The organism is Glutamicibacter sp. MCAF14 (assembly GCF_052114325.1).
In the GTDB taxonomy this organism is placed as follows: Bacteria; Actinomycetota; Actinomycetes; order Actinomycetales; family Micrococcaceae; genus Glutamicibacter; species Glutamicibacter arilaitensis.
The window spans coordinates 102270-123754 of sequence record NZ_JBFREO010000006.1 but is presented as its reverse complement, the minus strand read 5'-3'; the positions used below and the strand labels follow the sequence as shown (position 1 = coordinate 123754).

Below are 21485 nucleotides of genomic sequence, written 5' to 3'. Positions count from 1 at the left end.
GTCCCGTAACAAGGCATGATTAGAAGTATGGAAAATAGTGCTGCGCCCGCATGGGTGGCGAATTACCAGCCGGGAGTCCCCGCCGAAATCGACCTGCCAACCGAGCCGCTGAGCGCCATGTTCGAACGCTCCGTGCGCGAGGCCTCAGAAAGCCCGGCGACCGAATTCTTCGGGCGCCGCACCAGCTACGCCGATCTGGGCGCACAGGTTGCCAAGGCCGCCGAAGGCCTGCGCAAGCTCGGCGTGCGCGCCGGAGACCGCGTCGCCCTGGTCCTGCCAAACTGCCCGCAGCACGTGGTTGCTTTCTATGCCATCCTGCGCCTGGGCGCCGTCGTGGTGGAGCACAACCCGCTGTACACTTCACGGGAACTGCGCCACCAGTTCGAAGACCACCAAGCGCGCATCGCGATTGTCTGGGACAAAGTCGTGTCCAGCATCCAGGAATTCCCCAAGGACGTGCAGCTCGATGCGATCGTCGCGGTCAACCTGCTCGAAGCCTTCCCCGCAGTCAAGCGCATTGCGCTGAACCTGCCGGTGAAGAAGCTGCGCGAGACCAAGGCCTCGCTCACCGCCCGCACCTCGGGCACCGTTGCCTGGAAGGACCTGCTCTCCGGTGCTCAACTGGATCCGAGCCACCCGCACCCGGGCGTCGATGACCTGGCGGTCATCCAATACACTTCGGGGACCACCGGCCACCCGAAGGGTGCCATGCTCACCCACTTCAACCTGTATTCCAATGCCCTGCAGGGCGAGGCCTGGATGCTCGGCGCCAAGGAACGCGAGGAAATCCTCTACGCGATCCTGCCGATGTTCCACGCTTTCGGCATGACCCTTTACCTGACCTTCGGTGTGAAGAAGCAGGGACTGCTGGTGCTCTTCCCGAAATTCGACCCGGACATGATCCTGGATGCCTGGAAGAAGTCCCCGGCCACCGTGTACTGCGCCGTGCCACCGATCTACGAGCGCACCGCGCTGGCAGCCAAGGAACGCGGCGTATCGCTGAAGAGCGCCAAGTACTGCATTTCCGGGGCCATGAACCTGCCGGACCACGTGGTGGAACTGTGGGAATCGATGTCCGGCGGACTGCTGGTGGAAGGCTACGGCATGACCGAGTCCTCGCCGGTGGCTCTGGGCAACCCGTTCCACCCCAGCCGCCGCACCGGCACCATCGGGGTGCCTTTCCCTTCGACCTTGATGAAGGTCGTGGATGTGGAGGATCCTTCGGTGGAAGTGGCCCAGGGCGAGCCGGGCGAATTGCTGATCAAGGGCCCGCAGGTTTTCCAGGGCTACTGGAACAATCCGGAGGAAACGGCCAAGACCAAGACCGAGGACGGGTGGCTGCGTTCGGGCGACGTGGTGACCGTGGATGAGGACGGGTTCGCCCAGGTGGTGGATCGGGCCAAGGAGCTGATCATCACCGGCGGCTTCAATGTCTCGCCGACCGAGGTGGAGATCGCGTTGCGCCAGCATGCTGACGTTGCCGATGCGGCGGTGTTCGGCAAGCCGCTGGCCCGCGGCGGGGAGATGGTCGTTGCCGCGGTGCAGCTTGAAGCCGGTGCAGGCTTGAACGAGGATGCGCTGCGCGCCCACTGCCGCGAGCTGCTGGCCGCCTACAAGGTGCCCAAGCGCATCGTGCAGATCGAGGAGATGCCGCGCTCGCTGCTGGGCAAGATCCTGCGCAAGCAGGTCAAGGACCAGATGGTCGACTTGGTCTAGGGACGCAGGACCAGCCCTTCGGCAACCGGGCAGTCTTGGGCTATAGGGAAACTGCAAAGCGCATGCTGCGCATTCTGAACGCTGCTTGGAGCCAGAATGCGGAGCATGCGCTTTGCCGTGGACGATACGGCTGCGGTGGCTAGTTGTATTGGATAACCGCGCGCACGACATCGCCTTGGTCGAGCTGGCTGTATCCTTCGCGGATATTCGCGAGGCTGTACCGGTGGGTGATCAGCTCATCGAGCTTGTACTTGCCCTGCCGGTACAGCGCGAGGATTGTCGGGAGATCGCGACGCAGCGAGGAGGAACCCATCACTGTGCCGCGCACGGTGATGTGGTTCATGACCAGTTGGTTGACCGGAAGGTCCAAGCGGAACTTGGCGGGGTTGCCCAAGGCAGCGAGGACCAGCCGTCCGCCCTGGTCCAGGACGGAGATCGCCTGCGTTGCCAGCGGGGCGACCGGAACGGTCAGGATCACCACGGTGGCCTTGCGTCCATGGCTGGCGGCGTCGATGTACTCATCCGCCTCATCCAAGGAAGCGAATGCGGCATCGGCACCGAATTCACGGACCAACTACAACTTATTGCGGGGATAAGTCCACAGCCACGACGGTTGAAGCACCAGCAACTTTGGCGCCCTGCACCGCGTTGGTGCCCACGCCTCCCATGCCCACGACGATCACATGGTCGCCGGGCTGGACCTTTCCTGCGTGGACCGCAGCGCCATAACCGGTAGGAATGGCGCAGCCCAGCAGAGCCGCGACATCCATGGAGATGTCCTTGTCGATGACCACGCACGATGTGGCCTTCACGATGGCGTGCTCGGCAAAGGTCCCGACCAGGCTCTGGGCATTGAGCGCAATGCCGTCCTGGGAGAAACGAGGGTCCGTGTCTCCGGTTTTGATCTGCTCGATTTCCGTGCACAGGTGGGCCTTGCCATCTGCGCAGTAGCGGCAGAGCCCGCAGCTGGGACGGAAGGTGAAGACCAGGTGGTCGCCGGGCTTGATGTGGGTAACCCTTCTCCCACGGTGACGGCGACTCCGGCGCCTTCGTGGCCGCCGACCAGAGGGAACTGTGCGGGCAGTTCGCCGTGGCGGATGTGCTCATCGGTGTGGCAGAGGCCAGCGGCTCCCATGCGAATCAGGATTTCTCCGGGACGGATCTCGGTTTCGCGCAGTTCGACTTCGCGCACGTCCCATTCGGCGTTGACCCCGTCAATAACGGCAGCTTGCAGCTTCATTTTCTATTCCAATCCAATCCAGGTTGCCTTGACTTCGGTGTAGGCCTCTAAGGCTTCCTCGCCCATTTCGCGACCCCAGCCCGAGGCACGCATGCCGCCCCATGGGGCCGCCGGGTCCAGGCCGGAAACGGTATTCACGCGCACAGCACCCGCCGAAATCCGCGCCGCCAGACGATGTCCCCGGGCCAGATTCTCGGTCCACACCGAGGCCGAGAGCCCGTAGTCGGAATCATTTGAATCGGGCGATCACTTCGTCTTCATCCGTGTAGGTCATGATTGGTTTCTACGTCCTGAATTCGCAGCAGTTCTTCGCAGTTCCGGAAACTTGGGCAGGAACCATTGTGCTGGGCCTGCTCGGCTATGTTGCGACCCTCATCTTCGTATTGATAGAACTCCGCGTTATTTCCTGGCACCACGGAATGTATGCCGCTAGCGAGAAAGCCTGAGATCCATCATGAACAATCAATATCCCGCAGAGACTCTGCTGTGCGTTGAAGAATTGCGCGAGAGCTATGGAGATGTGGCCGTTCTCGACGGCAATAATTTCGAGGTCAACCGCGGCGAATTCGTTTGCATTGTGGGTCCTTCGGGCTCGGGCAAAACGACGCTGCTGCGCAGCATCGCCGGCTTGCAGCCGCCGACCAGCGGCAAGACCGTCTTCGAGGGGCAGGAAGTTACTGAACCACCGGCCAAGCTTGCAGTGGTTTTCCAGGACTACTCCCGGTCGTTGCTGCCGTGGATGAGTGTGGCGGACAATGTCGCGCTTCCCCTGAAAGGGAAAGGCAGCAAACAAGAGATTGCGACCCGGGTCGACCAAGCGCTGGTATCGGTAGGACTGGCTGGCAGGGGCAAGGTCCATCCGTGGCAGATGTCCGGCGGCATGCAGCAGCGTGCGGCGATCGCGCGCGACCTGGCCTACAACCCGCATGTGCTCTTGATGGATGAACCTTTTGCCGCAGTCGATGCCCAGACGCACATTGAGCTGGAAGACCTCGTCCTGCGTTTGCGCGATGAGTACAACACGACGGTGCTGTTCGTTACCCACGATATCGATGAAGCCGTCTACCTGGCGGATCGGGTGCTGGTGCTCTCCGGTGCCCCTACGAAGGTTACCGAAAATATCCGCACCGAGCTGCCAAATCCACGCAACCAGCTGGAAACCAAGCGCCTGGATCGTTTCGGAGAAGTCCGCGAGCAGGTATTCACCCTGATCCAGAACGCGAAGTCGCACGCCTCGATCTAAGAAGCGTGGCCGCTGCGGCGAATTGCCCTGTAAAACAACGCCTCCAGATGTTGTTTTACAGGGCAGCGCTGATTGCGGGCTCGTGGCAGTGTGCGAGGAGATTTCAGCGCAACCGCGGCATCGCCGAAAGCAAGAGCTTGGTGTACTCCTGTTGCGGGGCGCCGAACACCTGGGCAGTAGCGCCCTGCTCGATGATCCGGCCCTGGTTCATCACCGCGACGGCATCGCTCATGTGCTCGATGACCGACAGATCATGGCTGATGAACAGATAGCTGGTTCCGGTTTCCAGCTGGATCCGATCCAGCAGATCCAGCACCGTGGCCTGGATGGACACATCCAAGGCGGAGACCGGCTCGTCGAGCACCAGCACTGATGGCTTAGGTGCCAAGGCGCGGGCAATGGCCAGGCGCTGGCGCTGGCCGCCGGAGAGCTCGCGTGGATTGCGACCCAGTAAATCGGTGGACAACTCAACCTGTTCGAGCAGCTCGGCCACTGCCTTGCGGTACTCGGCGGCGCGCTTTGACGTGCCGCGGCTGAGCGCATCGGTCAGCAGCTGCCCTACCGAATAGCGAGGATCAAAAGATCCCAGAGGGTTCTGGTAGATCGCGCCCATTTGTTCGCGCAGCATTCGGCGCTGGGATTCGTGGGCCGGGGCGAAGTGCTCGCCGAGCAGCTGGACCCTGCCGTCATCAGGCTTCTGCAAGCCCAGCACCATGCGTGCGGTGGTGGTCTTCCCGGACCCGGATTCACCGACAATCCCCAAGGTCTTGCCTCTCGGCAGCTCGAAGCTGATCTCCTCCACAGCCTGATGCTTGCCAAAGGCTTTGGACAACTGCGTCACGGATAGTGCGGGGGCAGCATCCACGGGTTGATTTGGCAGCGGTGCCGTCAACGGCTTGCTGGCTGCCGACAGTGCAGTGAAGCGCGGCACCCCCGAGGGAACCGCGCGCAGCAGTTGGCGCGTGTATTCGTGCTGGGGGTTGCCTAAAATCTGCTCGGTGGTGCCTGCCTCGACGATTTCGCCATGGCGCATTACCGCAATGTCATCGGCCAGATGAGCTACCTGGGCCAGATCGTGGCTGATCATCAGCACGCCGCGGCCCTGTTCTTTGAGCTCGCGCAGCTGCGACAGAACCAGAGCGGTCAAGGCCGAGTCCAAAGCGGTAGTCGCCTCATCGGCGATGACCACCTGGGGGTTGCCGGCCAATGCTTGGGCAATCAGGGCACGTTGGCGCATGCCGCCGGATAGCTCGGTGGAACGCTGCTTGGCGCGGCGCTCAGGTTCGGGCATGCGCACCGATTCAAGGACCTGCAGCACCCGGTGGGTGCGTTCGGATTTGGGCAGCTTGGCGTGGACCTTGAGCGCATCACCGATTTCCCGGCCCACCGGGCGCAAGGGGTCCAAGGCCATCAGGGCATCCTGCAAGATCATGGACACCGAATTCCCGCGGATCTGCTGCCAGCTGCGGTCAGGCAGCGCCAAGGCATTCTGCCCGCAGACAGAGAGCTCGGTGGCGCTGACGGTACCGCCGGAGAGGCCAAGCAAGCTGCGCGCAGTCACGGATTTCCCCGACCCGGATTCGCCGACCAATGCCAAGCAGCGTCCGGGGACCACGGTGAAGGAAATGTTCTTCACCGCAGCTGTAGTGCCGAAGCTGACCGAAAGATCCCTGACGGTAATCATTGCTTGCTCGCTCATAGGGCCCTGGCCTTTGCGCCTAAGGCACGGCCAATCATCGTGGCACCAGCGGCCACGAAAACTATTGCCAGACCTGGGAACAGGCTCATCCACCATGCGAAGTGCAGATAGGTGCGTCCGGCTGACAGCATGGCACCCCATTCGGGAGCTGGCGGGGGAGTGCCCAAGCCGAGGAAGGACAACGCGGCCGCCCAGATGACGGCCTGGCCAATGCCCAAGGTGACCAGCGCCAGCAGGGGTTTCAGGGCATTGGGCACCAAGTGGTTGCGCACCAGCAGCCAGGTGCCGCGGCCCAGCACGGTGGCGGCTTCAAGCATTTCAGAATTCTTCAGCAGGCGGATCTGGCTGCGCACCAACCGGGCGTAGCCCGGAGCGGTGGACAATCCGACCGCGACGATGGCCGGGCCAACACCGGGGCCGGTGAAGGCAATGATCAACAAGGCCATCAGCAAGGAAGGAATCGCATAGAGGGCTTCGAGCACGCGCAGGATGATCTCGTCACACCAGCGCGGGGACAGTGCGGCGGCAGTGCCCAGGATAATGGCCAATCCCATGCCCAGACCGGTGGCAGCTAAGCCGATGGACAGTGAATCGCGGGCACCATGGATCACCCGGGTGTAGATGTCGCGTCCGGACTCGTCGGTGCCGAACAAATGCGCGGCGCCGGGTTTTTGGAACGCCTCGACCGGGTTAATGGCCAATGGGTCTCCCGGGGCGAGCACCGAGGGGGCCAAGGCGATGAGCAGCCACAGGGCGATGAATGCTGCGCAGAGGACTCTGGCGGTGCGGCTCATGAGCTTGCTCCTGCCGGGTCGATGGCGCGTTCGATACCTTCGGTGATTGCCATGACCACGATGTACACCAGCGCGGAGAACAAGGCGATGCCGGTGACCATCGGGATATCGCGGGACAGCACCGCCGAAAGCAGGGAACGGCCCAGGCCCGGGCGGGCGAAGATCGCTTCAACCACCACCGCGCCGGAAAGCAGCGAAGAGAAAGCCCAGCCGGTCAGGCTCAAAGCAGGCAAGGCGGCATGGCGCAGGCCATGGCGCCAGAAGACCGCCAGTTTGCTTTCGCCGCGGGCGCGGGCGGCCAGCGCGAACTGGCTGCCCATGGCCTCGGAGAGTGAATCGCGCATCAGCTGGGTGAGGAATCCGGCCAGCGGCAAGGCCAAGGTCAGCACCGGCAAGGCCAGGCCTTCCACGGTGCCGTTATCCACTGCCGGAAGCCAGCCGAGCACCGAGGAGAAGAGCATGATCAGCACCGCGCCGAGCCAGAAATGCGGCACCGCGGCGGCAATGATTTCCAGGATGTTCCCGATCACCGCGCCCACGCGGTTGACGCGCATGGCCAAGGCCGAGAAGCACAGGGCCAGCAGCCAAGCGGCCCCCAGGGCCAGCAGCGACAGCCACAGGGTATTGGGCAGGACCTCGCCCATGATCTGGGTGACCGGCTGCTTGAGCGAATACGAGGTACCCAAGTCCAAGGTGGCCAGCTTGCCCAGATACATCAGGTACTGGAGCGCCAGCGGCTGATCCAGCCCGTATTCGGCGCGGGCGGCGGCCAGCGCTTCGGCCGAGGCCTGCGAGCCGGGCCCTCCCATGATTGCTTCGGCCGGGTCGCCGGGAATCAGCCGGATGGCAATGAAGATGGCGGTGGCTACCAGCCACAGCACCACCAAAGCGCCACCGGCTTTGCGCCCGGCCCAAGCAATCGTGCCCACGTACTGCTACTTGGTGATGAAGGTGTCGTAGTAGATCGGGGAGGACACCGCGGTGGTGGCGCCAACCCCGTGCACGTTCTTGCCGTAGAGGAAGTGGTTCTGCTGATCGTAGAGCGGCAGCACGTAGTAGCCTTCCAGCACGATCTTCTGAGCCTGCTCGTAGAGCTTGGCGCGTTCTGCTTCGTCGCTGGTTTCCTCGGCCTGGGTCAGGATCTGGTCGAGCTTCTCGTCCTTCACCTGGGCGTTGTTGGCGAAGTAGCCCGATGGTGCTGGCACGGTCGAATTGGAGTGGTAGAGGATGCGCAGCACCGACGGTCCGACTTTGGTGTACGGAGCGGAGACGAGGTTGTATTCGTGCTTGGCCAGCGCGCCGTACCAGCTGGACAGATCCAGCAGCTCGATCTTGACCTCGAAGCCCACGGCCTTGGCCTGGGCCTGGAACTGCTCGAACAGGGACTGCTCGGCAGGAACGGACTGGTTGGTGGAGACCGGGAAGGCCAGCGACAAGCGCTTGCCGTCCTTCACGCGGTAGCCTTCGGCGTCGCGTTCGCTCCAGCCTGCTTCATCGAGCAGCGCATTGGCCTTGGCGACGTCGGTGGTGAACAGCGACTCGTCGGAGTAGCCCAGCGGCTCCACCGAGGAGAGCAGCGAGTAGCTGCGCTTGGTGGTGTCGAAGAACAGCGAGGAGATGCCTGCATTGGCGTCCACGGAGCGGATGAATGCCTCGCGCACGCGCTGGTCATCAAATGGCGCCTTGGCGCTGTTCAGCTCGATGCGATTCGAAGCGCCCGGGCGTGGGGCATCCAGGTGGCCCAGGGCGTCGTCCTTCGACGCGGTGGCGATGGTATCTGGCTGGGCGTTGTCAATGACATCAACCTCGCCGGATTGCAGGGCTGCATAGCGGGTGGCGGCTTCCGGGATGAAGCGCCAGGTGATGGCGTCCAGGTAAGCCAGGTCATCGGTGCGTTCAGCGTTGTCCACCGGCAGCACGTAGTCCTCGTTGCGGACCAGGTTCACGGCCTGCTGGTGCTCCCAGGACTCGACCTTGAACGGGCCGGTGCCTACCGGGGAGACACAGTTGGTGGCCTGGTCGCGTTCCAGGGCCTTGGGGGATTCGATGGCGGTCCACGGCATGGACAGCGATTCGAGCAGCGCGTTATCCGGGGCCGAAAGCTTCAGCTTGGCGGTCAGCTCGTCGATGACCTCGATGTCAACGACCTTGCCCACGGCCAGGTAGCCGGTGGAGGAAGCGGTGTTCGGGTCCTGCAGGTGCTCGATATTGGCCTTGATGGCTTCGGCGGTCAGCTTGGTGCCGTCGGTGAAGGAGATGCCCTCGCGCAAGATGATGGTGCGGGCCAGTCCGTCTTCGGAAACCTCGGTGCTTTCGGCCAGCCACGGGATGATTTTCCCGTCCTCATCCTTGGTGAACAGGGATTCGAGGTACTGGCTGGCAACCAGGGCCTGCGGGTAGTTTCCACCCACATGCGGATCCAAGCAGGCAGGTTCGGCGTCGCCCGATGCATAGACCAGGGTGCCGCCGGAAACTGGCTGCACCTCCTGGGCTGCGGGGTCGGACCCGGTTCCTGCGGAGCAGCTGGCTAGTAGGGAACCAAGTAGCGGAAGCGCAATGGCACAGCTGAGGATTCGGGACGCGCGCGAGTTACGTTGCATGGGGAAGGGCTTACCTCGATGAACTAGTGATGATGACCTATCCAACTCTAGTCATCCGGAACGCATTCGTCAGATCGGAGCCTTTCGCTCCGATCTGGCGAAATGCGCAATGCTGCCAGCTGCCAGCGGTTTTACTTTTCGCTGGCTACGCTCATGCGGCGGTTGGCGTGGACCGGGGTCTCGATTTCATCGAGAATCGCTACCGCGAAGTCCTGGCTGGAGACGAAGTCGCCAGCTGGCGAGTCGGTGCCCAGGGTGTAGCTTCCGGTGCGGCGTGCCGGCATGATGACCGGGGCAGGAGCCACTACGGTCCAGGTGATCCCGGAGACCGAGGTGAACATGTCGTAGACCTCAGCGCAGGTGGTGGCTTCGGCCTTGTATTCCTCGGGGAAGCCCGGGGTGTCGACCAGGCGCACGCCGTTGACCTCGGTAGCGCCGGCGCCGCCGACAACCACCAGGCGGGCAGGGATGAGGGTTTCGGTGATCTGCTCGAAAGCGTCCAGGTATTCCTGGTGGTCCCCGCCGGTGCGCGATGGCGGAACGGCAATGACAATCACGTCGTTGTTCTTGCCCAGGTCGCGGTAGGTCGCGCCATCGGACAGTTCGGCAGCCACCGCGGTGGTGCCTGCGACCTCTTTGCCCGAACGGGATACGGAGGTGACTTCATGGCCGCGGGAAATGGCTTCGGCAACAACTTCCGAGCCGACCATGCCGGTAGCTCCGTAAACTGCAATCTTCATGGTGCTCTCTTTCCTTGAAAGGGATTGGGTTCAGCACAATGATATCTTTTAGATACCGGCCACTACAACGAAACTAGGTTTCCTCATGGATAGCCATGGCTCTTTTAACGTGTTCGTGCAGGAATGTCCTTCACGTGAAATTATGCAGCGTTTAGGCGATAAATGGACACCGCTGGTCCTTTTGGCCCTTGCTGGCGGTGCGCAACGTTTCTCCGCATTACGCCAAGGCATCGGAGCGGTTACCCCGAAGGTGCTCACCAATACCCTGCGCAACCTAGAACGCGACGGACTGGTGCAGCGCACCGTATACGCGCAGGTGCCAGTGCGGGTCGACTACGAGCTGACCGATTTGGGCCGCGGGATCCTGGAGCCCATGGAAATCCTGCGCCTCTGGTCCGAGGAGCATGTGCCCAAGGTGCTCGCCGCGCGGGAACGGTTCGACGCCCGCCGCTAGGGGGTTGAGGCAGGAACCGGGTGCAAGTCCAGGAACATGAAGTGCTGCCCCACCAGGCCCTTGGTTGGGTGGTTGAACGAACCTGGAACGGTGCCCAGGATCTTGAAGCCCAGCGATTGCCATAAATGCACCGCCGGCTCATTGGTCTCGACCACCGCGTTGAACTGGATGCCGTGGTAATTTTCCCGCCTAGCCCAATCGATCACGTATCGGCCCAGGGATCGTCCCACGCCGCGATTGCGCGCTTGCGGGTCAACCAGGAATGAGGCGGTGGCAATATGGGAGCCGGCTTCGGGCTTGTTAGGTCCCATTTTGGCCGAGCCGATGATCCTTTTATCAGCCGCGGCAACGACCGTTTGTCCCGGCGGCTGCTCCATCCACCAGGACCGCGCTTCCGCCAATGCCTGGTTCAGCGGAAAGGCGTAAGTCTGCCCCTCATCCATGATTTTTTGGTAGAAGCTGAAGATCTCAGGCTCATCGCCGGCAGTGCTTGTTCGGATCTGCATAGGGGTTAGCCCAACACTTTCGAAATGAACGCTTCGGAACTTATTTGATTTGCCCTAATTGTATCCTCCATCACATAGACTGAGGTCAAAGACGGCAAGTAGCAGGCAAAGGAGCCGGTGTTGTTTGAAGTAAGCGAAGACCAGAAGTCATTGATCGAGATGGTCCATGACTTTGCCGAGACCAGGATTGCTCCCAATGCCCTGAAATGGGACCAGGAGCAGCATTTTCCGGTCGACGTGTTGGCCGAAGCCGGGCAGCTGGGCATGGGCGGGATCTACGTTTCAGAAGACCATGGCGGATCCGGACTGAGCCGCAGCGACGCGGTGCTGGTCTTCGAAGAACTCGCCAAGGCTGATCCGACCCTTGCCGCATATATTTCCATCCACAACATGGTCGTGTGGATGGTGGACACTTTCGGCAACGATGAACAGCGTGCCAAATGGCTGCCGTCGATGACCGCCATGGAAGACCTGGGCTCCTACTGCCTGACCGAGCCGGGTGTCGGCTCCGACGCGGCGGCCCTGTCCACTCGCGCCCGCAGGGACGGAGACGAGTATGTGCTCAGCGGGGTCAAGCAGTTCATCTCGGGTGCCGGCAGCTCAGCGCTCTACATCGTCATGGCCCGCACCGCCGATACCGGATCACGCGGCATCAGCGCGTTCCTGGTTCCAGGGGACGCTGAAGGCCTGAGCTTCGGCCCGAACGAAAAGAAGATGGGATGGAAAGCACAACCCACCCGACAGGTCATCATGGAAGGCGTGCGCATTCCCGCCGGGAACCTGCTGGGCGAAGAAGGCCAAGGCTTTTCCATGGCCATGCAGGCACTGAACGGCGGCCGGCTGAATATCGGAGCCTGCTCGCTGGGCGGCGGGCAGAGCGCGCTGGAAAAATCGGCGCTGTATCTGAAAGAGCGCCAGGCCTTCGGCGGACCACTGACCCGCCAAGAAGCACTGGTCTTCAAGCTGGCCGAAATGGACATGGAATTGGAAGCCGCGCGGTCACTGCTGCGCCGCGCCGCAGCGGCCTTGGATGCCAAGAGTCCGGACCGGGTGCGGTTGTGCGCAATGGCCAAGAAGATGGCAACGGATGCCGGATTCAACGCCGCGAACAGCGCCATCCAGCTGCATGGCGGGTACGGCTACCTTGCCGATTACGGGATGGAGAAGATCGCCCGTGATCTGCGTGTGCATCAGATCCTCGAGGGCACCAACGAGATCATGTCGCTCATCGTGGGACGTACCCTTTTGGAATCCTGAGCCGCAGCGGTTCAGCTGTTGAAAAGCTGTTCGGTACTGCGCACAGCATTCCCTGACTGGGAGTCCTTAGGGTCTGGATGAACCGAGGAGATCACCGGCTTGCTGGAGATGATCTGCTCGATGCTGCCCCGCTCCATCGCATCCAACAAGGTGCGCTGGGTGGGGCGCATCATTTTAACCTCGCCGCGTTCCAGTGATGCGAACAGTGCCACCGGGCTCACCCACTTGGAGACCACTGCTTCAGTGGTCTGGTGGCGCGGGTCCTGGTCCGCGCGCAATGCCGCGACGAAGAAGTAGGTGTCGAAACGCCGGGGGAAACCAGCTGGGGTCACCCAGTTCGCCCACGGGTGCAGCTGGCCAGGATCCAGCAGTAGACCCGTCTCCTCGAAGACCTCGCGGCGCGCTGCCGCCAGAATTTCACCGGCCAGATACTGGGCCTGCTCGGGACCTTCGGCATGAACAGAGGTGTGCTTCCACTGCTGGGCGTGCTCCGCTAGGGGCGCGCCATCGAGTTTGCCTTCGCTCACCGCTTGGCCATCTTGTGCATCAACGCGCCCGCCGGGATAGACCACCATGCCGGCTGCGAAGTCCATGGTGCTCACCCGATGCTGGATGAAGACCTCAAACCCGTCTGCTGCTTCGCGAAGCAGCAGAACGCTGGCCGCTTTGCGGATCGGGACGTCAGCGGAGGCGCCCGGCGCCGGGGAAGTCGTCATTGTCTACCATGTCCTTGGTGCTGCGGGGCTTAATTGCTTATTCATGGCCAGCTTAGCTTCTGGCGCACTGCAATTGCAGAACCAGAGGGACTTGCTGTGCGTGCTTGCACATTTGCCTGCGGAATCTGCACAGCTCATATCGTTGACCGGGTTCAGTCCCGGAGCCTAATTTGAAACCAAGGACCCGGTGCAAAAACCGGCAATGGATATTCAGCAACCGGGAAGGCAAAACAGCGATGAGCGAAAAGACAGGATCCGCTGGCGGGCACTTTGCGCGGTTGGCAGGACGCCGTGCACTGGTCACCGGCGGAGCCTCGGGAATCGGGCTTGCCTGCGCAACTGCCTTGGCTCAAGCTGGAGCAACCGTGACGATTGCCGACCTCAATGAGCGGGCCGCGGAAGACGCGGCGCAGAAGTTGGGCGGCACGGCGTGGGCCGTGGATTTGGCCGATACCAAGTCCTTGGAAGAGCTGAGCATAGATACCGACATTCTGGTTAACAACGCCGGCATGCAAAGGGTGGCCCCAATTCACGAATACGATCCCGAAGCTTGGCGACTGATCCACCGACTCATGCTTGAATCCCCGTTCTTGCTGATCCGTGCCGCATTGCCCGGCATGTGCGAACGCGGATTTGGGCGGATCATCAATATCTCATCGATCCACGGGCTGCGAGCCAGCGCCTTCAAAAGCGCCTATGTCTCGGCCAAGCATGGACTGGAGGGGCTGTCCAAGGTCACCGCCTTGGAAGGCGCAGAGCACGGCATCACCAGCAACTGCATCAACCCGGGCTATGTGCGCACGCCATTGGTGGAAAAGCAGATTGCCGACCAAGCGAAGATCCATGGCATCGGCGAATCGGAAGTTATCCAGAAAATCATGCTCGCCGAAGTAGCCATCAAACGTCTGGTGGAGCCCGAAGAAGTCGCTTCATTGGCAACATGGCTCAGCGCAGATGCCGCCGGCATGGTCACCGGCGCTTCCTACACCATGGATGGTGGCTGGAGCGCTAAATAAGCCGGAAGCACTGTTTTTGGTAAAGCCGGTGGCATTCCTAGGCCGGCGGCAGCAATAGGGTGCCTCCGATGGATACGGCGATGATCACCAAGGTGGCCAGCAATCCCAGCAGTAAGGCCCGTCCACTAGATTTGAGCATGCCGCGAAGGTGGACTTCGAGCCCCAAGGCGAACATGGCAGCTGCAAGCAACAGTGTCTGCAAGCTGGCCGCAGCAGAAAGCAGGATCTCGGGCAGCACTCCGGTGGTGCGCAGCACCACTGCGGCCAGGAACCCGAGTACGAACAGCGGAATCAATGGCGGGTTCTTGCCGCCTTGAACCAGTTGGTTGCGCCGCATGTACAGGCCTACACCGGCGATGATCGGAGCCAGCAGCACCACGCGGGCCAGCTTGACGGTTACCGCGACGGCCAAGGCCCCTGCGCCGACTGAACCGCTGGCCGCGACTACTTGGGCGACCTCATGGGTGGAGGCACCGATGAGCATTCCAATACTGCGTTCTTCCATGCCGAGCAGCAAGCCCACCGCGGGCATCAGCGGAATCATCAGGGTACCGAAGAGCACCACCAGTCCGATGGCGGTGGCGACCTGTTCCTGCTTGGCCTTGATGACGTTCTCGGTCCCGGCGACCGCGGCGGCGCCGCAGATGGAGAAGCCGGTGGCGATCAGCAGACGCTGCTGCAGGTCGATGCCGAGCTTCTTGCCTATCCACAGTGTGGCTAGGAAGGTCACGCCGACCGAGAGAGCGACCACCAAGAGCGCTCCGGGACCCAAGCCGAATATGGTGTGCAGAGACAGCTGCAGACCCAGCAAGACGATGCCCAGACGCAATAACTGCTTGCCGGCGATTGCTGTTCCGGCTTCAAAGGCCTGCGGAATTGGGGCCATGTTGCGCCAGAGGGCACCAAGGACGATGGCCAGCAGCAGTGCGCTCAAGCCGTTGGCATAGTGGCTGGCGAACATGCACAGGGCCCCGACCAGCAAGCACAGGAGCAATCCCGGAAGGGCGGACGCGAGGCGTGCAGCCGGTTTTCGATGCGTGCTCTCGTCGGTTCTTGACGCGGCAGATTCGTCGACGGGACTTGTGGGGTCGTGCATGCCTTTAATTCTTCGCTGGCCTAGCCGATTGCGGTATACCCGTTCTGGCTATTGCAGGCATATGATCATGATATGGAAAGCAGCTCGTCATCTCTTGAAGACATTGCCCGCTGGATTCAACCCTCTTCACTTGAACTGCTGGTTGGCATCGCCGAACACGGAAGCCTAAGCGCTGGTGCCAGAGCGGCGGGCGTGGCCCAGCCAAATGCCACCCGTGCCTTGAAAACCTTGGAACGCAGACTCGGATACCAGCTTGTAGCCCGCAAAACCACGGGATCCCGATTGACCGCTGAAGGGGTGCTGACCGTCCAGTGGGCTCGGGAAGTCCTGGCAAGCCTGGAAGCCTTCGCCGACGGAGCACGCTCCCTGGCGGAATCCGGAGAAGGCGAGCTGGAGTTCGGAGCCAGCATGACGGTGGCAGAATTTTTGGCGCCAAATTGGATTGGCCAACTTCATCGCGCCCTGCCACAGGTCAAGCCCCGCATGCAGATCATGAATTCGCAAGATGTCATTCGCGCAGTGCAGCAAGAGCTGCTCGGGCTGGGATTCGTGGAAACCCCGCATATTCCTCTGGGACTGAAAAGCCGGCAGATACTCCAGGATGAAATGCTCGTAGTCACCTCACCGGAGCATGCATGGGCGCAACGCCAAGAACCCCTGAGCCTGCACGAATTGCAAAGCACGCCGCTGATTGAACGCGAGGAAGGCTCTGGCACTCGTGCGTTCTTGGATTACATTGCCCATGCCGAACGACCGAATCCGGTAGCAGTCTTCAACTCCAACGCCATAATTTGCCAGTGCGTGGCACGCGGGATGGGTCCGGCTGTGCTCAGCCACTTGGCGGTGGAAAGCCAACTGGAGCAGGGATTGCTAGTCGAGATCCCTTTTGACGGGCCTGCGCTGTTGCGCGAGCTGAGGGCGATCTGGCCTGCACACCGCGTATTGAATGCCACCGAGCAGAAGCTGCTTGAGATTTCGGTGGACTCCAAAACCGCGCAGGGTTGATCGGCAGTTTAACCGGCACTTTGGAACAGGGCAGGGAAATGCGGCGAGCGGCCGCCTGTACAGGGACGTGTGGGTTCCCGGTACGAGCCGCCGGTCCTAGAGCTTGGAGATCTCGTTCGTGAGCAGGTCCGCCAGGCGCTTGACGCCTTCGTCGATGGTCTTCTCATCAACCGAGCAGAAAGCCAGACGCAGCTTGTTGTCGGCCGCCCCGCTCGGGCTGAAAGCCGCACCTGGAATGAAGATGACTCCAGCCTTCACACCCTGCTGAAGCAGAGCGTAGGTATCGATGCCTTCTGGCAAGGTCAGCCAAACGAAGAAGCCGCCCTCAGGATGGGTGTGCGTGACGCCTGCCGGCAGGTACTTCGCCAAGGCCTCAAGCATCGCGTCGCGGCGGGCACGGTACAAATCGTTGTACTTGGTGATCTGTCCCTTCCAATCATGCTCCTGCAGGTAGGCACTGATAATCATCTGGTTCAAGGGCGGCGGGCACAGGGCTACCGCTTCACCGGCAAGGTAGAACCGGCGGAACAGGTGGGTCGGGACCGCAGCCCAGCCGATGCGCAGGCCCGGAGCGAAGATCTTGGAGAAGGAACCCATGTAAATGACATTCTCGGGATCCAGGCTGCGCAGGGTCGGAGCGGGGGTACCTTCATAGCGCAGCATGCCATACGGGTTATCTTCCAGAATCAAGATCCCGGCCTCGCGGCAGATGTCCACGATTTCCTGGCGGCGTTCGGCCGCCAAGGTAATGCCCGATGGGTTGTTGAAGTTCGGGATGGTGTAGAGGAATTTGATGCGCTCGCCGGCCGCGCGCAGTTCGGCAATGCGCTCGCGCAGAGCGCTTGGAATCAAACCATTGCCATCGGTGCCTACTGGGCGGGCCTTGACCTGGTAGGCCTCGAAGGTATTCAGCGCACCGACATAGGTGGGGTCTTCGCACAGCACGGTGTCACCGGGATCGCAGAAAACTTTGCAAGCCATGTCCTGTGCTGATTGGGAGCCGTTGGTGACAACAACATCTTCGACCTTGACATTGGTGATGCCTTCGGCTGCCATGACGTCGATAATCTGTGCCCGCAGCTCAGGAGTGCCAAGGCCAGAGCCGTACTGCAACGCTTCGGGACCCCGCTCGACGATGATGCGCCGAGCAATCTCACCGACCTTTTCCAACGGGAGCAGCTGCAGGAAGGGGTTGCCTCCGGCCAGGGAGACCAATGAAGGGTCCAGCGAGAGCTCGAAAACGTCGCGCACCGCAGACTGCTTGATTCCGGCGGCGCGCTCGGAAAGCAAGGCTTCATGCAAAGTAGTCAGCGTTTCTGGTGCGGTGGTCATGGTTCTCCTTGGCGAAGGCTCCCGGGGCCGGGGAGCGGGGTTCCTGCGCTGGGTGCGGCACATGGTTTGTTTTCAAATAGAATACTTTGGTATTCCAGCAGGAAATTCACGCGTTGGCAAGATCTGCGCCCCCAACGCCTTGATTCTTCTTCCTCAGCGCAAGGAATTGCGTTCCTCAATGTGCAGTTGGCTCAGCGCCGCGTTCACGCGTCCGCGAAGTTTCTCAACGAGGTTCCGGGGCTTGCTCCGGCTAGCCAGCACTCTTGCGCCAAGAGATCCAGCAGATCAACGCAATCCACCGAAGCCCGAAAGTAGCCGGACTTGGAATGGTCAATGGCCATGTCGATGATTTGCAAGGACATATCCAATGCGCTGTTAACAGCTTGCGTGGTGCGCTGCCGGCTGGACAGCTGGCGCTCTTGGACCACCAGTTCTCGAACTTCGCGCAGCTTCTCGTGAATGGAGGCCACTGCCCGGTACGCCCGATTCTGGATGCCCATGAGTTGCAGCGGACGTATTGCAGCCATGAGCAACCCGACGATTGCGAACGCAGTCAGCGCGACAATACCCAGCTTAGCCAGCAAAATTCCCACGGTAATAGCGAGCGCGGCCACCGCAAGGATGATGAAGAAAATGGCCAGGGAGCCAAACCGTGGCTTTTGGGGCTCCGGGCGATAGAGCCCGGATGTGCGGATCTGTTCAAGCTTCGCCCGGATTTCGGGCACGTTGGGAACACCCAGATTGCCCTGGGCAATTCGTTGGGAACTTCGCCAAGCCTGAACACGTTTGCGGCTGCGCATGACTTGGAAAACCTGCCAACCTGCCAGCAAGGGCAGGGCCACCATGAAGAAGAGCAGTGCCGCGGAGCCCAAAGGTGACGTTGCCGGCTTGGTACATGCCATAGGCACCCATCCACGCAAAGAGCGAATAGCCTGGAAGCCGAATCAGCAGCCGGTCCCACCACACGACTTCCTGAGGGGCGCTGGCCGCCCCGACGGAAGATGGTTTCACTTCTCGGTCTCGGCGCGCGAATCCAACCAAGCTTGAATTGCGCTCGGGCGTATGCGGCGATGCGTGCCGCGGTATTCCACTTCGATGATTCCAGCATCGGCCAATTTACGCAGGTAGCTGTTGGAGATCCCGGCCAGCTGAGCTGCCTGCGAAGTATTGAGCAGCAGCTCTGGCGTACCAATGCTGACCGACTCGCCATCAGCAAAACGCGAGAGCACCTCAATCAACGCTTGATGTGCTTCTTTTGGCAGCTGCAGTGCGGTGCCGTTGACGAACACCGTCGTGTCGTTTGACTCGTCCAAGGCGCGGCGAAGTCGCTTCGTGGTCTTCTCGTCCAATGCCTCGAAAGTGCGGACCTTGCCCAGTGCTGAAGTCGGTGATGCCATGGCCCTTATTTTGCCTGAGATGTGCTTTTGGCGCACCTCATGACGGCCCGTTGCTTTTGGCAGATGGCAAATCGTTTATGACGCCGATGCGACGAATGGGGGTTGTATCGCGCCGAATGGTTCCCGTATGGTTGAAATTGTAGGTCTAAAGAAAGTACTGACCAGCCATCTTCCGGCACACCACGGCGGATACTCCAGTCTCACCCGGCGGAGCCCTTGTGGGATTTGTGTATATGGAAGCCTGAAGCCCAGCTTAATTGTCTGCGGGTCACGATCCGTTGCGGTCGGATGAATGGTCATGCGCGTTCCTACGCTCTGCCACCAACTTCGTGGGTACTGCGTTTTCGTCAATCAGAACTTTCTTGAAAGAAGAGCTATTCAATGTCTATTGAATCCACTAAAGACCTGTCCACCATCACCGACGCAGAGGTTTTCGACGCCCACCTGGGTGGCAAACTCTCTGTCCAGTCCAAGATGCCACTGAACACCAAGCGCGATCTGTCCATCGCCTACACCCCGGGTGTAGCCAAGGTTTCCCAAGCCATCGCCGATGATCCGTCCAAGCACGCCACCCACACCTGGGCCTCCCGCCTGGTCGCCGTCGTCTCCGACGGCACCGCAGTACTGGGTCTGGGCAACATTGGTGCGGCAGCATCCCTGCCGGTGATGGAAGGCAAGAGCGCGCTGTTCAAGGAATTCGGGGGACTGGACTCCATCCCGCTGGTTCTGGACACCACCGATGTTGATGAAATCGTCGAAACGGTCATCCGCCTGCGCCCCAGCTTCGGTGCAGTGAACCTGGAAGACATCTCCGCCCCGCGCTGCTTCGAAATTGAAAAGCGGCTCATCGAAGCACTGGATATCCCAGTGATGCACGATGACCAGCACGGCACCGCCGTGGTAGTTCTGGCCGCTTTGATCGGCGCGGCCCGCCAAACCAAGCGCGATATCAGTTCGTTGAAGGTCGTGGTCTCTGGTGCAGGGTCGGCCGGTGTCGCGGTAACCAACCTGCTGCTTTCGGCTGGAGTAGATGACGTCATCGTGCTTGATTCGCGTGGCACCATCCACCGTGAACGCGATGACCTGAATCCGATCAAGGCCGATCTGGCTGGCCGCACCAACCGCGAAGACGTCATGGGCGGACTGGCCGAGGCCTTGGACGGTGCTGACGTTGTTGTCGGCCTGTCTTCCTCGTCCTTCGAAGAAGCAGCGGTTGCGAAGATGAACAAGGATGCAATCATCTTTGCCCTGTCCAACCCAACCCCGGAAATCATGCCGGATGTTGCTGCCAAGTACGCGGCCGTGGTCGCGACTGGCCGCAGCGACTTCCCGAACCAGATCAACAACGTACTTGCCTTCCCAGGCATCTTCCGTGGAGCGCTGGATTCCGGAGCCAAGAAGATCACCGAAGGCATGAAGGTGGCTGCTGCGCATGCCATTGCCGATTTGGTTGGCGAAGATCTGGCCGCGGATTACATCATCCCGTCGGCAACCGACGATCGGGTGATGCCTGCTGTAGCCGCCGCAGTGGCTGCTGAAGCGGAAAAGACCAAGTAGAAACCTCGCACTAAAAGCACTGCCGGCAACGACTCGTTGCTGGCAGTGCTTTTTCGCGCCTTGGCCTATTTCGAGGCTTTGGCCAACAGATATCCACAATCGCAAGAAATTCCTGCCAGTGCCATCATTTCGCGCCACACTTGCTGACATCAGATCAACCAAGGAGGAATGCGATGAGCAATCTGGATGGCGTCCACCTCAGCGTCCGCAGCTCTCTACCTGAAATGCAGTTACTTGGCTGTATTGCGTCCAGCGAAATAGCAGCGCAAGGGTTTGCCGTAGTACTCGGAAGCCTGGCAAAGCGGCAACAAGTCGTTGGGTACACACTGGGCCTGGCAAAACTTGGACATCCTGAAATTGTCAGCGTTGGTGGAGAAGAAGATGATGTTTTCGGACTTTTGACTTATCTGGCGACACAGGTCGTCGAACATGGCCAAGTATTTTCCGAGGGTATTCACGACACACCGCTATTCAGCGAGCTCGTCTTTTGCGATCAAGAGGCGGAACCGCACAATCTACCACTCATGGAGCAAGTCCTTGGCGACACCCCGGTAACGGCTCTGTCCTGCATTGCTCCCAGGGACTTCACCGTAATCCAGCAACGGCCAGCTCACCGGGATCTGCGCCGCATTGCTTGAGGAAAAGCGGAGGAAAGAGAGGAACCTGAACATGTGCGATATGTGCAATGGAATGACCCGCAAGCAAGTCGAAGCCAAGGCGGATCGGCAGATCCGCGACCATGGACGAGTCGTGATTTTTGTTGAGCCAGACCGCATGAGCCAACCCTTTGCCTACACAGTTGGCTTGTCCCGCATCGGTCATCCCGAATTCATCGTTCGAGGGCTGAACGCAGAAGACAGTATCCAGTTGCTCAACGGATATTCCGACTCTGTGCTGGACTGCAATGAGGTTTTCGCGCACGGGCATACCGGACGGTGGAAAGACGGGACATTGCTGTACTTCTCGAAAATCAGTTCCGGGATCCGCAAGCAAGTTCCCATGGCTTACCAGCGATATGGCGAAAGCACGGGACTGCTAGAAGTTTTGTTTGTCGGCAGGGACATACCGTATGAATACGTCGTGGCTCGGCACAATTAGGTTGCTACTTGCTCGTTGA

The 21485-nt window shown here is 60.8% G+C and carries 23 protein-coding genes and 2 pseudogenes; 10 read left to right on the top strand and 15 right to left on the bottom strand.

Features of this window, described 5'->3' with window-relative positions:
* The first annotated feature begins 27 nt into the window (after positions 1-27).
* Positions 28-1716 (top strand): long-chain-fatty-acid--CoA ligase, encoded by a 1689-nt coding sequence (locus AB4Y71_RS14155; protein ID WP_441674215.1) that lies wholly within the window; start codon positions 28-30, stop codon positions 1714-1716.
* Between the two features lie 139 nt (positions 1717-1855).
* Here AB4Y71_RS14155 and AB4Y71_RS14150 read toward each other — a convergent pair whose 3' ends face one another.
* From AB4Y71_RS14150 to AB4Y71_RS14135, 4 genes and pseudogenes are all read right to left on the bottom strand, one after another.
* A complete protein-coding gene (locus AB4Y71_RS14150; RefSeq protein ID WP_441721232.1) occupies positions 1856-2290 on the bottom strand; it encodes a zinc-binding dehydrogenase in 435 nt (144 codons plus the stop codon).
* Positions 2291-2297: 7 nt separating this feature from the next.
* Positions 2298-2528, bottom strand: a complete 231-nt coding sequence (locus tag AB4Y71_RS14145; protein WP_180993157.1) for a hypothetical protein — start codon at positions 2526-2528, stop codon at positions 2298-2300.
* Between the two features lie 33 nt (positions 2529-2561).
* Positions 2562-2851: pseudogene (locus AB4Y71_RS14140) on the bottom strand (alcohol dehydrogenase catalytic domain-containing protein); the annotation flags it as partial.
* A 108-nt stretch (positions 2852-2959) separates the two neighbouring features.
* Positions 2960-3181 (bottom strand): annotated as a pseudogene (locus AB4Y71_RS14135) (aldehyde dehydrogenase family protein); the annotation flags it as partial.
* A gap of 47 nt (positions 3182-3228) precedes the next feature.
* Between AB4Y71_RS14135 and AB4Y71_RS14130 the strand changes: the two are divergent.
* Positions 3229-3402, top strand: coding sequence for a hypothetical protein (locus tag AB4Y71_RS14130; protein WP_441674216.1), 174 nt, complete (start codon positions 3229-3231; stop codon positions 3400-3402).
* A gap of 8 nt (positions 3403-3410) precedes the next feature.
* The gene (locus AB4Y71_RS14125; RefSeq protein WP_441721229.1) at positions 3411-4199 is read left to right on the top strand and encodes an ABC transporter ATP-binding protein; all 789 of its coding nucleotides are present in this window, start codon (positions 3411-3413) and stop codon (positions 4197-4199) included.
* A 103-nt stretch (positions 4200-4302) separates the two neighbouring features.
* On the opposite strand, the gene AB4Y71_RS14120 is transcribed toward AB4Y71_RS14125, so the two are convergent.
* The 5 genes from AB4Y71_RS14120 to AB4Y71_RS14100 form a co-directional block, all read right to left on the bottom strand.
* Complete coding sequence (locus AB4Y71_RS14120; protein ID WP_441721226.1) at positions 4303-5898, bottom strand: dipeptide ABC transporter ATP-binding protein; 1596 nt, start codon at positions 5896-5898, stop codon at positions 4303-4305.
* Positions 5895-6692 (bottom strand): ABC transporter permease, encoded by a 798-nt coding sequence (locus AB4Y71_RS14115; RefSeq protein ID WP_441721223.1) that lies wholly within the window; start codon positions 6690-6692, stop codon positions 5895-5897. The genes AB4Y71_RS14120 and AB4Y71_RS14115 overlap by 4 nt, the downstream gene beginning before the upstream one ends.
* Positions 6689-7621, bottom strand: a complete 933-nt coding sequence (locus AB4Y71_RS14110; protein WP_441721221.1) for an ABC transporter permease — start codon at positions 7619-7621, stop codon at positions 6689-6691. Before AB4Y71_RS14110 ends, AB4Y71_RS14115 begins: the two co-directional genes overlap by 4 nt.
* Positions 7622-7627: 6 nt before the next feature.
* Positions 7628-9292 (bottom strand): ABC transporter substrate-binding protein, encoded by a 1665-nt coding sequence (locus AB4Y71_RS14105; RefSeq protein ID WP_441721218.1) that lies wholly within the window; start codon positions 9290-9292, stop codon positions 7628-7630.
* A 131-nt stretch (positions 9293-9423) separates the two neighbouring features.
* On the bottom strand, positions 9424-10032 hold the full coding sequence (locus AB4Y71_RS14100) for an NAD(P)-dependent oxidoreductase (RefSeq protein WP_417366414.1): 609 nt from the start codon (positions 10030-10032) through the stop codon (positions 9424-9426).
* Positions 10033-10174: 142 nt separating this feature from the next.
* Between AB4Y71_RS14100 and AB4Y71_RS14095 the strand changes: the two genes are divergently transcribed.
* Positions 10175-10486 (top strand): winged helix-turn-helix transcriptional regulator, encoded by a 312-nt coding sequence (locus AB4Y71_RS14095; RefSeq protein ID WP_441721212.1) that lies wholly within the window; start codon positions 10175-10177, stop codon positions 10484-10486.
* On the opposite strand, the gene AB4Y71_RS14090 is transcribed toward AB4Y71_RS14095, so the two are convergent.
* Positions 10483-10992 carry a GNAT family N-acetyltransferase gene (locus tag AB4Y71_RS14090; RefSeq protein ID WP_441721209.1) on the bottom strand — a complete coding sequence of 170 codons (510 nt, stop codon included), beginning with the start codon at positions 10990-10992 and terminating at the stop codon, positions 10483-10485. The two genes, AB4Y71_RS14095 and AB4Y71_RS14090, sit on opposite strands and share 4 nt — an antisense overlap.
* Positions 10993-11112: 120 nt before the next feature.
* Between AB4Y71_RS14090 and AB4Y71_RS14085 the strand changes: the two genes are divergently transcribed.
* Positions 11113-12249, top strand: coding sequence for an acyl-CoA dehydrogenase family protein (locus tag AB4Y71_RS14085; RefSeq protein WP_013350148.1), 1137 nt, complete (start codon positions 11113-11115; stop codon positions 12247-12249).
* Positions 12250-12260: 11 nt separating this feature from the next.
* Here the strand turns inward: AB4Y71_RS14085 and AB4Y71_RS14080 are convergent, their stop codons facing one another.
* Positions 12261-12965: an NUDIX hydrolase gene (locus tag AB4Y71_RS14080; protein WP_441721206.1), complete on the bottom strand. Its 705-nt coding sequence runs from the start codon at positions 12963-12965 to the stop codon at positions 12261-12263.
* 236 nt (positions 12966-13201) lie between these two features.
* On the opposite strand from AB4Y71_RS14080, the gene AB4Y71_RS14075 reads away from it, so the two are divergent.
* Positions 13202-13981, top strand: a complete 780-nt coding sequence (locus tag AB4Y71_RS14075) for a 3-hydroxybutyrate dehydrogenase (RefSeq protein ID WP_441721203.1) — start codon at positions 13202-13204, stop codon at positions 13979-13981.
* Positions 13982-14018: 37 nt separating this feature from the next.
* Here AB4Y71_RS14075 and AB4Y71_RS14070 read toward each other — a convergent pair whose 3' ends face one another.
* Positions 14019-15077: a YeiH family protein gene (locus AB4Y71_RS14070; RefSeq protein ID WP_441721200.1), complete on the bottom strand. Its 1059-nt coding sequence runs from the start codon at positions 15075-15077 to the stop codon at positions 14019-14021.
* A 72-nt stretch (positions 15078-15149) separates the two neighbouring features.
* On the opposite strand from AB4Y71_RS14070, the gene AB4Y71_RS14065 reads away from it, so the two are divergent.
* A complete protein-coding gene (locus AB4Y71_RS14065; protein ID WP_441721197.1) occupies positions 15150-16082 on the top strand; it encodes a LysR family transcriptional regulator in 933 nt (310 codons plus the stop codon).
* 96 nt (positions 16083-16178) lie between these two features.
* Here AB4Y71_RS14065 and AB4Y71_RS14060 read toward each other — a convergent pair whose 3' ends face one another.
* From AB4Y71_RS14060 to AB4Y71_RS14050, 3 genes are all read right to left on the bottom strand, one after another.
* Positions 16179-17414 carry an aminotransferase-like domain-containing protein gene (locus AB4Y71_RS14060; protein ID WP_441721194.1) on the bottom strand — a complete coding sequence of 412 codons (1236 nt, stop codon included), beginning with the start codon at positions 17412-17414 and terminating at the stop codon, positions 16179-16181.
* A 203-nt stretch (positions 17415-17617) separates the two neighbouring features.
* Entirely contained in the window at positions 17618-18316 is a 699-nt protein-coding gene (locus AB4Y71_RS14055; protein WP_441721192.1) for a hypothetical protein, read from the bottom strand.
* 105 nt (positions 18317-18421) lie between these two features.
* Positions 18422-18811, bottom strand: a complete 390-nt coding sequence (locus AB4Y71_RS14050; protein WP_102599085.1) for a helix-turn-helix domain-containing protein — start codon at positions 18809-18811, stop codon at positions 18422-18424.
* A gap of 381 nt (positions 18812-19192) precedes the next feature.
* Between AB4Y71_RS14050 and AB4Y71_RS14045 the strand changes: the two genes are divergently transcribed.
* The 3 genes from AB4Y71_RS14045 to AB4Y71_RS14035 all read left to right on the top strand — a co-directional run bounded on the left by AB4Y71_RS14045 (position 19193) and on the right by AB4Y71_RS14035 (position 21466).
* Positions 19193-20368 carry an NAD(P)-dependent malic enzyme gene (locus tag AB4Y71_RS14045; protein WP_102599086.1) on the top strand — a complete coding sequence of 392 codons (1176 nt, stop codon included), beginning with the start codon at positions 19193-19195 and terminating at the stop codon, positions 20366-20368.
* Positions 20369-20541: 173 nt separating this feature from the next.
* Positions 20542-21006 (top strand): DUF4262 domain-containing protein, encoded by a 465-nt coding sequence (locus AB4Y71_RS14040; protein ID WP_441721189.1) that lies wholly within the window; start codon positions 20542-20544, stop codon positions 21004-21006.
* Positions 20999-21466, top strand: coding sequence for a DUF4262 domain-containing protein (locus AB4Y71_RS14035; RefSeq protein WP_287040998.1), 468 nt, complete (start codon positions 20999-21001; stop codon positions 21464-21466). The genes AB4Y71_RS14040 and AB4Y71_RS14035 overlap by 8 nt, the downstream gene beginning before the upstream one ends.
* Positions 21467-21485 lie beyond the last annotated feature (19 nt).

What these genes read in the sequence shown, in the direction of transcription:
- AB4Y71_RS14090 (WP_441721209.1), bottom strand. Translation starts at nt 10,992, where the DNA reads ATGCAGATCCGAACAAGCACTGCCGGCGATGAGCCTGAGATCTTCAGC.
- AB4Y71_RS14065 (WP_441721197.1), top strand. Translation starts at nt 15,150, where the DNA reads ATGGAAAGCAGCTCGTCATCTCTTGAAGACATTGCCCGCTGGATTCAA.
- AB4Y71_RS14050 (WP_102599085.1), bottom strand. Translation starts at nt 18,811, where the DNA reads ATGGCATCACCGACTTCAGCACTGGGCAAGGTCCGCACTTTCGAGGCA.
- AB4Y71_RS14095 (WP_441721212.1), top strand. Translation starts at nt 10,175, where the DNA reads ATGCAGCGTTTAGGCGATAAATGGACACCGCTGGTCCTTTTGGCCCTT.
- AB4Y71_RS14130 (WP_441674216.1), top strand. Translation starts at nt 3,229, where the DNA reads ATGATTGGTTTCTACGTCCTGAATTCGCAGCAGTTCTTCGCAGTTCCG.
- AB4Y71_RS14115 (WP_441721223.1), bottom strand. Translation starts at nt 6,692, where the DNA reads ATGAGCCGCACCGCCAGAGTCCTCTGCGCAGCATTCATCGCCCTGTGG.
- AB4Y71_RS14155 (WP_441674215.1), top strand. Translation starts at nt 28, where the DNA reads ATGGAAAATAGTGCTGCGCCCGCATGGGTGGCGAATTACCAGCCGGGA.
- AB4Y71_RS14055 (WP_441721192.1), bottom strand. Translation starts at nt 18,316, where the DNA reads ATGGCATGTACCAAGCCGGCAACGTCACCTTTGGGCTCCGCGGCACTG.
- AB4Y71_RS14060 (WP_441721194.1), bottom strand. Translation starts at nt 17,414, where the DNA reads ATGACCACCGCACCAGAAACGCTGACTACTTTGCATGAAGCCTTGCTT.
- AB4Y71_RS14040 (WP_441721189.1), top strand. Translation starts at nt 20,542, where the DNA reads ATGAGCAATCTGGATGGCGTCCACCTCAGCGTCCGCAGCTCTCTACCT.
- AB4Y71_RS14045 (WP_102599086.1), top strand. Translation starts at nt 19,193, where the DNA reads ATGTCTATTGAATCCACTAAAGACCTGTCCACCATCACCGACGCAGAG.
- AB4Y71_RS14105 (WP_441721218.1), bottom strand. Translation starts at nt 9,292, where the DNA reads ATGCAACGTAACTCGCGCGCGTCCCGAATCCTCAGCTGTGCCATTGCG.
- AB4Y71_RS14125 (WP_441721229.1), top strand. Translation starts at nt 3,411, where the DNA reads ATGAACAATCAATATCCCGCAGAGACTCTGCTGTGCGTTGAAGAATTG.
- AB4Y71_RS14075 (WP_441721203.1), top strand. Translation starts at nt 13,202, where the DNA reads ATGAGCGAAAAGACAGGATCCGCTGGCGGGCACTTTGCGCGGTTGGCA.
- AB4Y71_RS14070 (WP_441721200.1), bottom strand. Translation starts at nt 15,077, where the DNA reads ATGCACGACCCCACAAGTCCCGTCGACGAATCTGCCGCGTCAAGAACC.
- AB4Y71_RS14080 (WP_441721206.1), bottom strand. Translation starts at nt 12,965, where the DNA reads ATGACGACTTCCCCGGCGCCGGGCGCCTCCGCTGACGTCCCGATCCGC.
- AB4Y71_RS14100 (WP_417366414.1), bottom strand. Translation starts at nt 10,032, where the DNA reads ATGAAGATTGCAGTTTACGGAGCTACCGGCATGGTCGGCTCGGAAGTT.
- AB4Y71_RS14120 (WP_441721226.1), bottom strand. Translation starts at nt 5,898, where the DNA reads ATGAGCGAGCAAGCAATGATTACCGTCAGGGATCTTTCGGTCAGCTTC.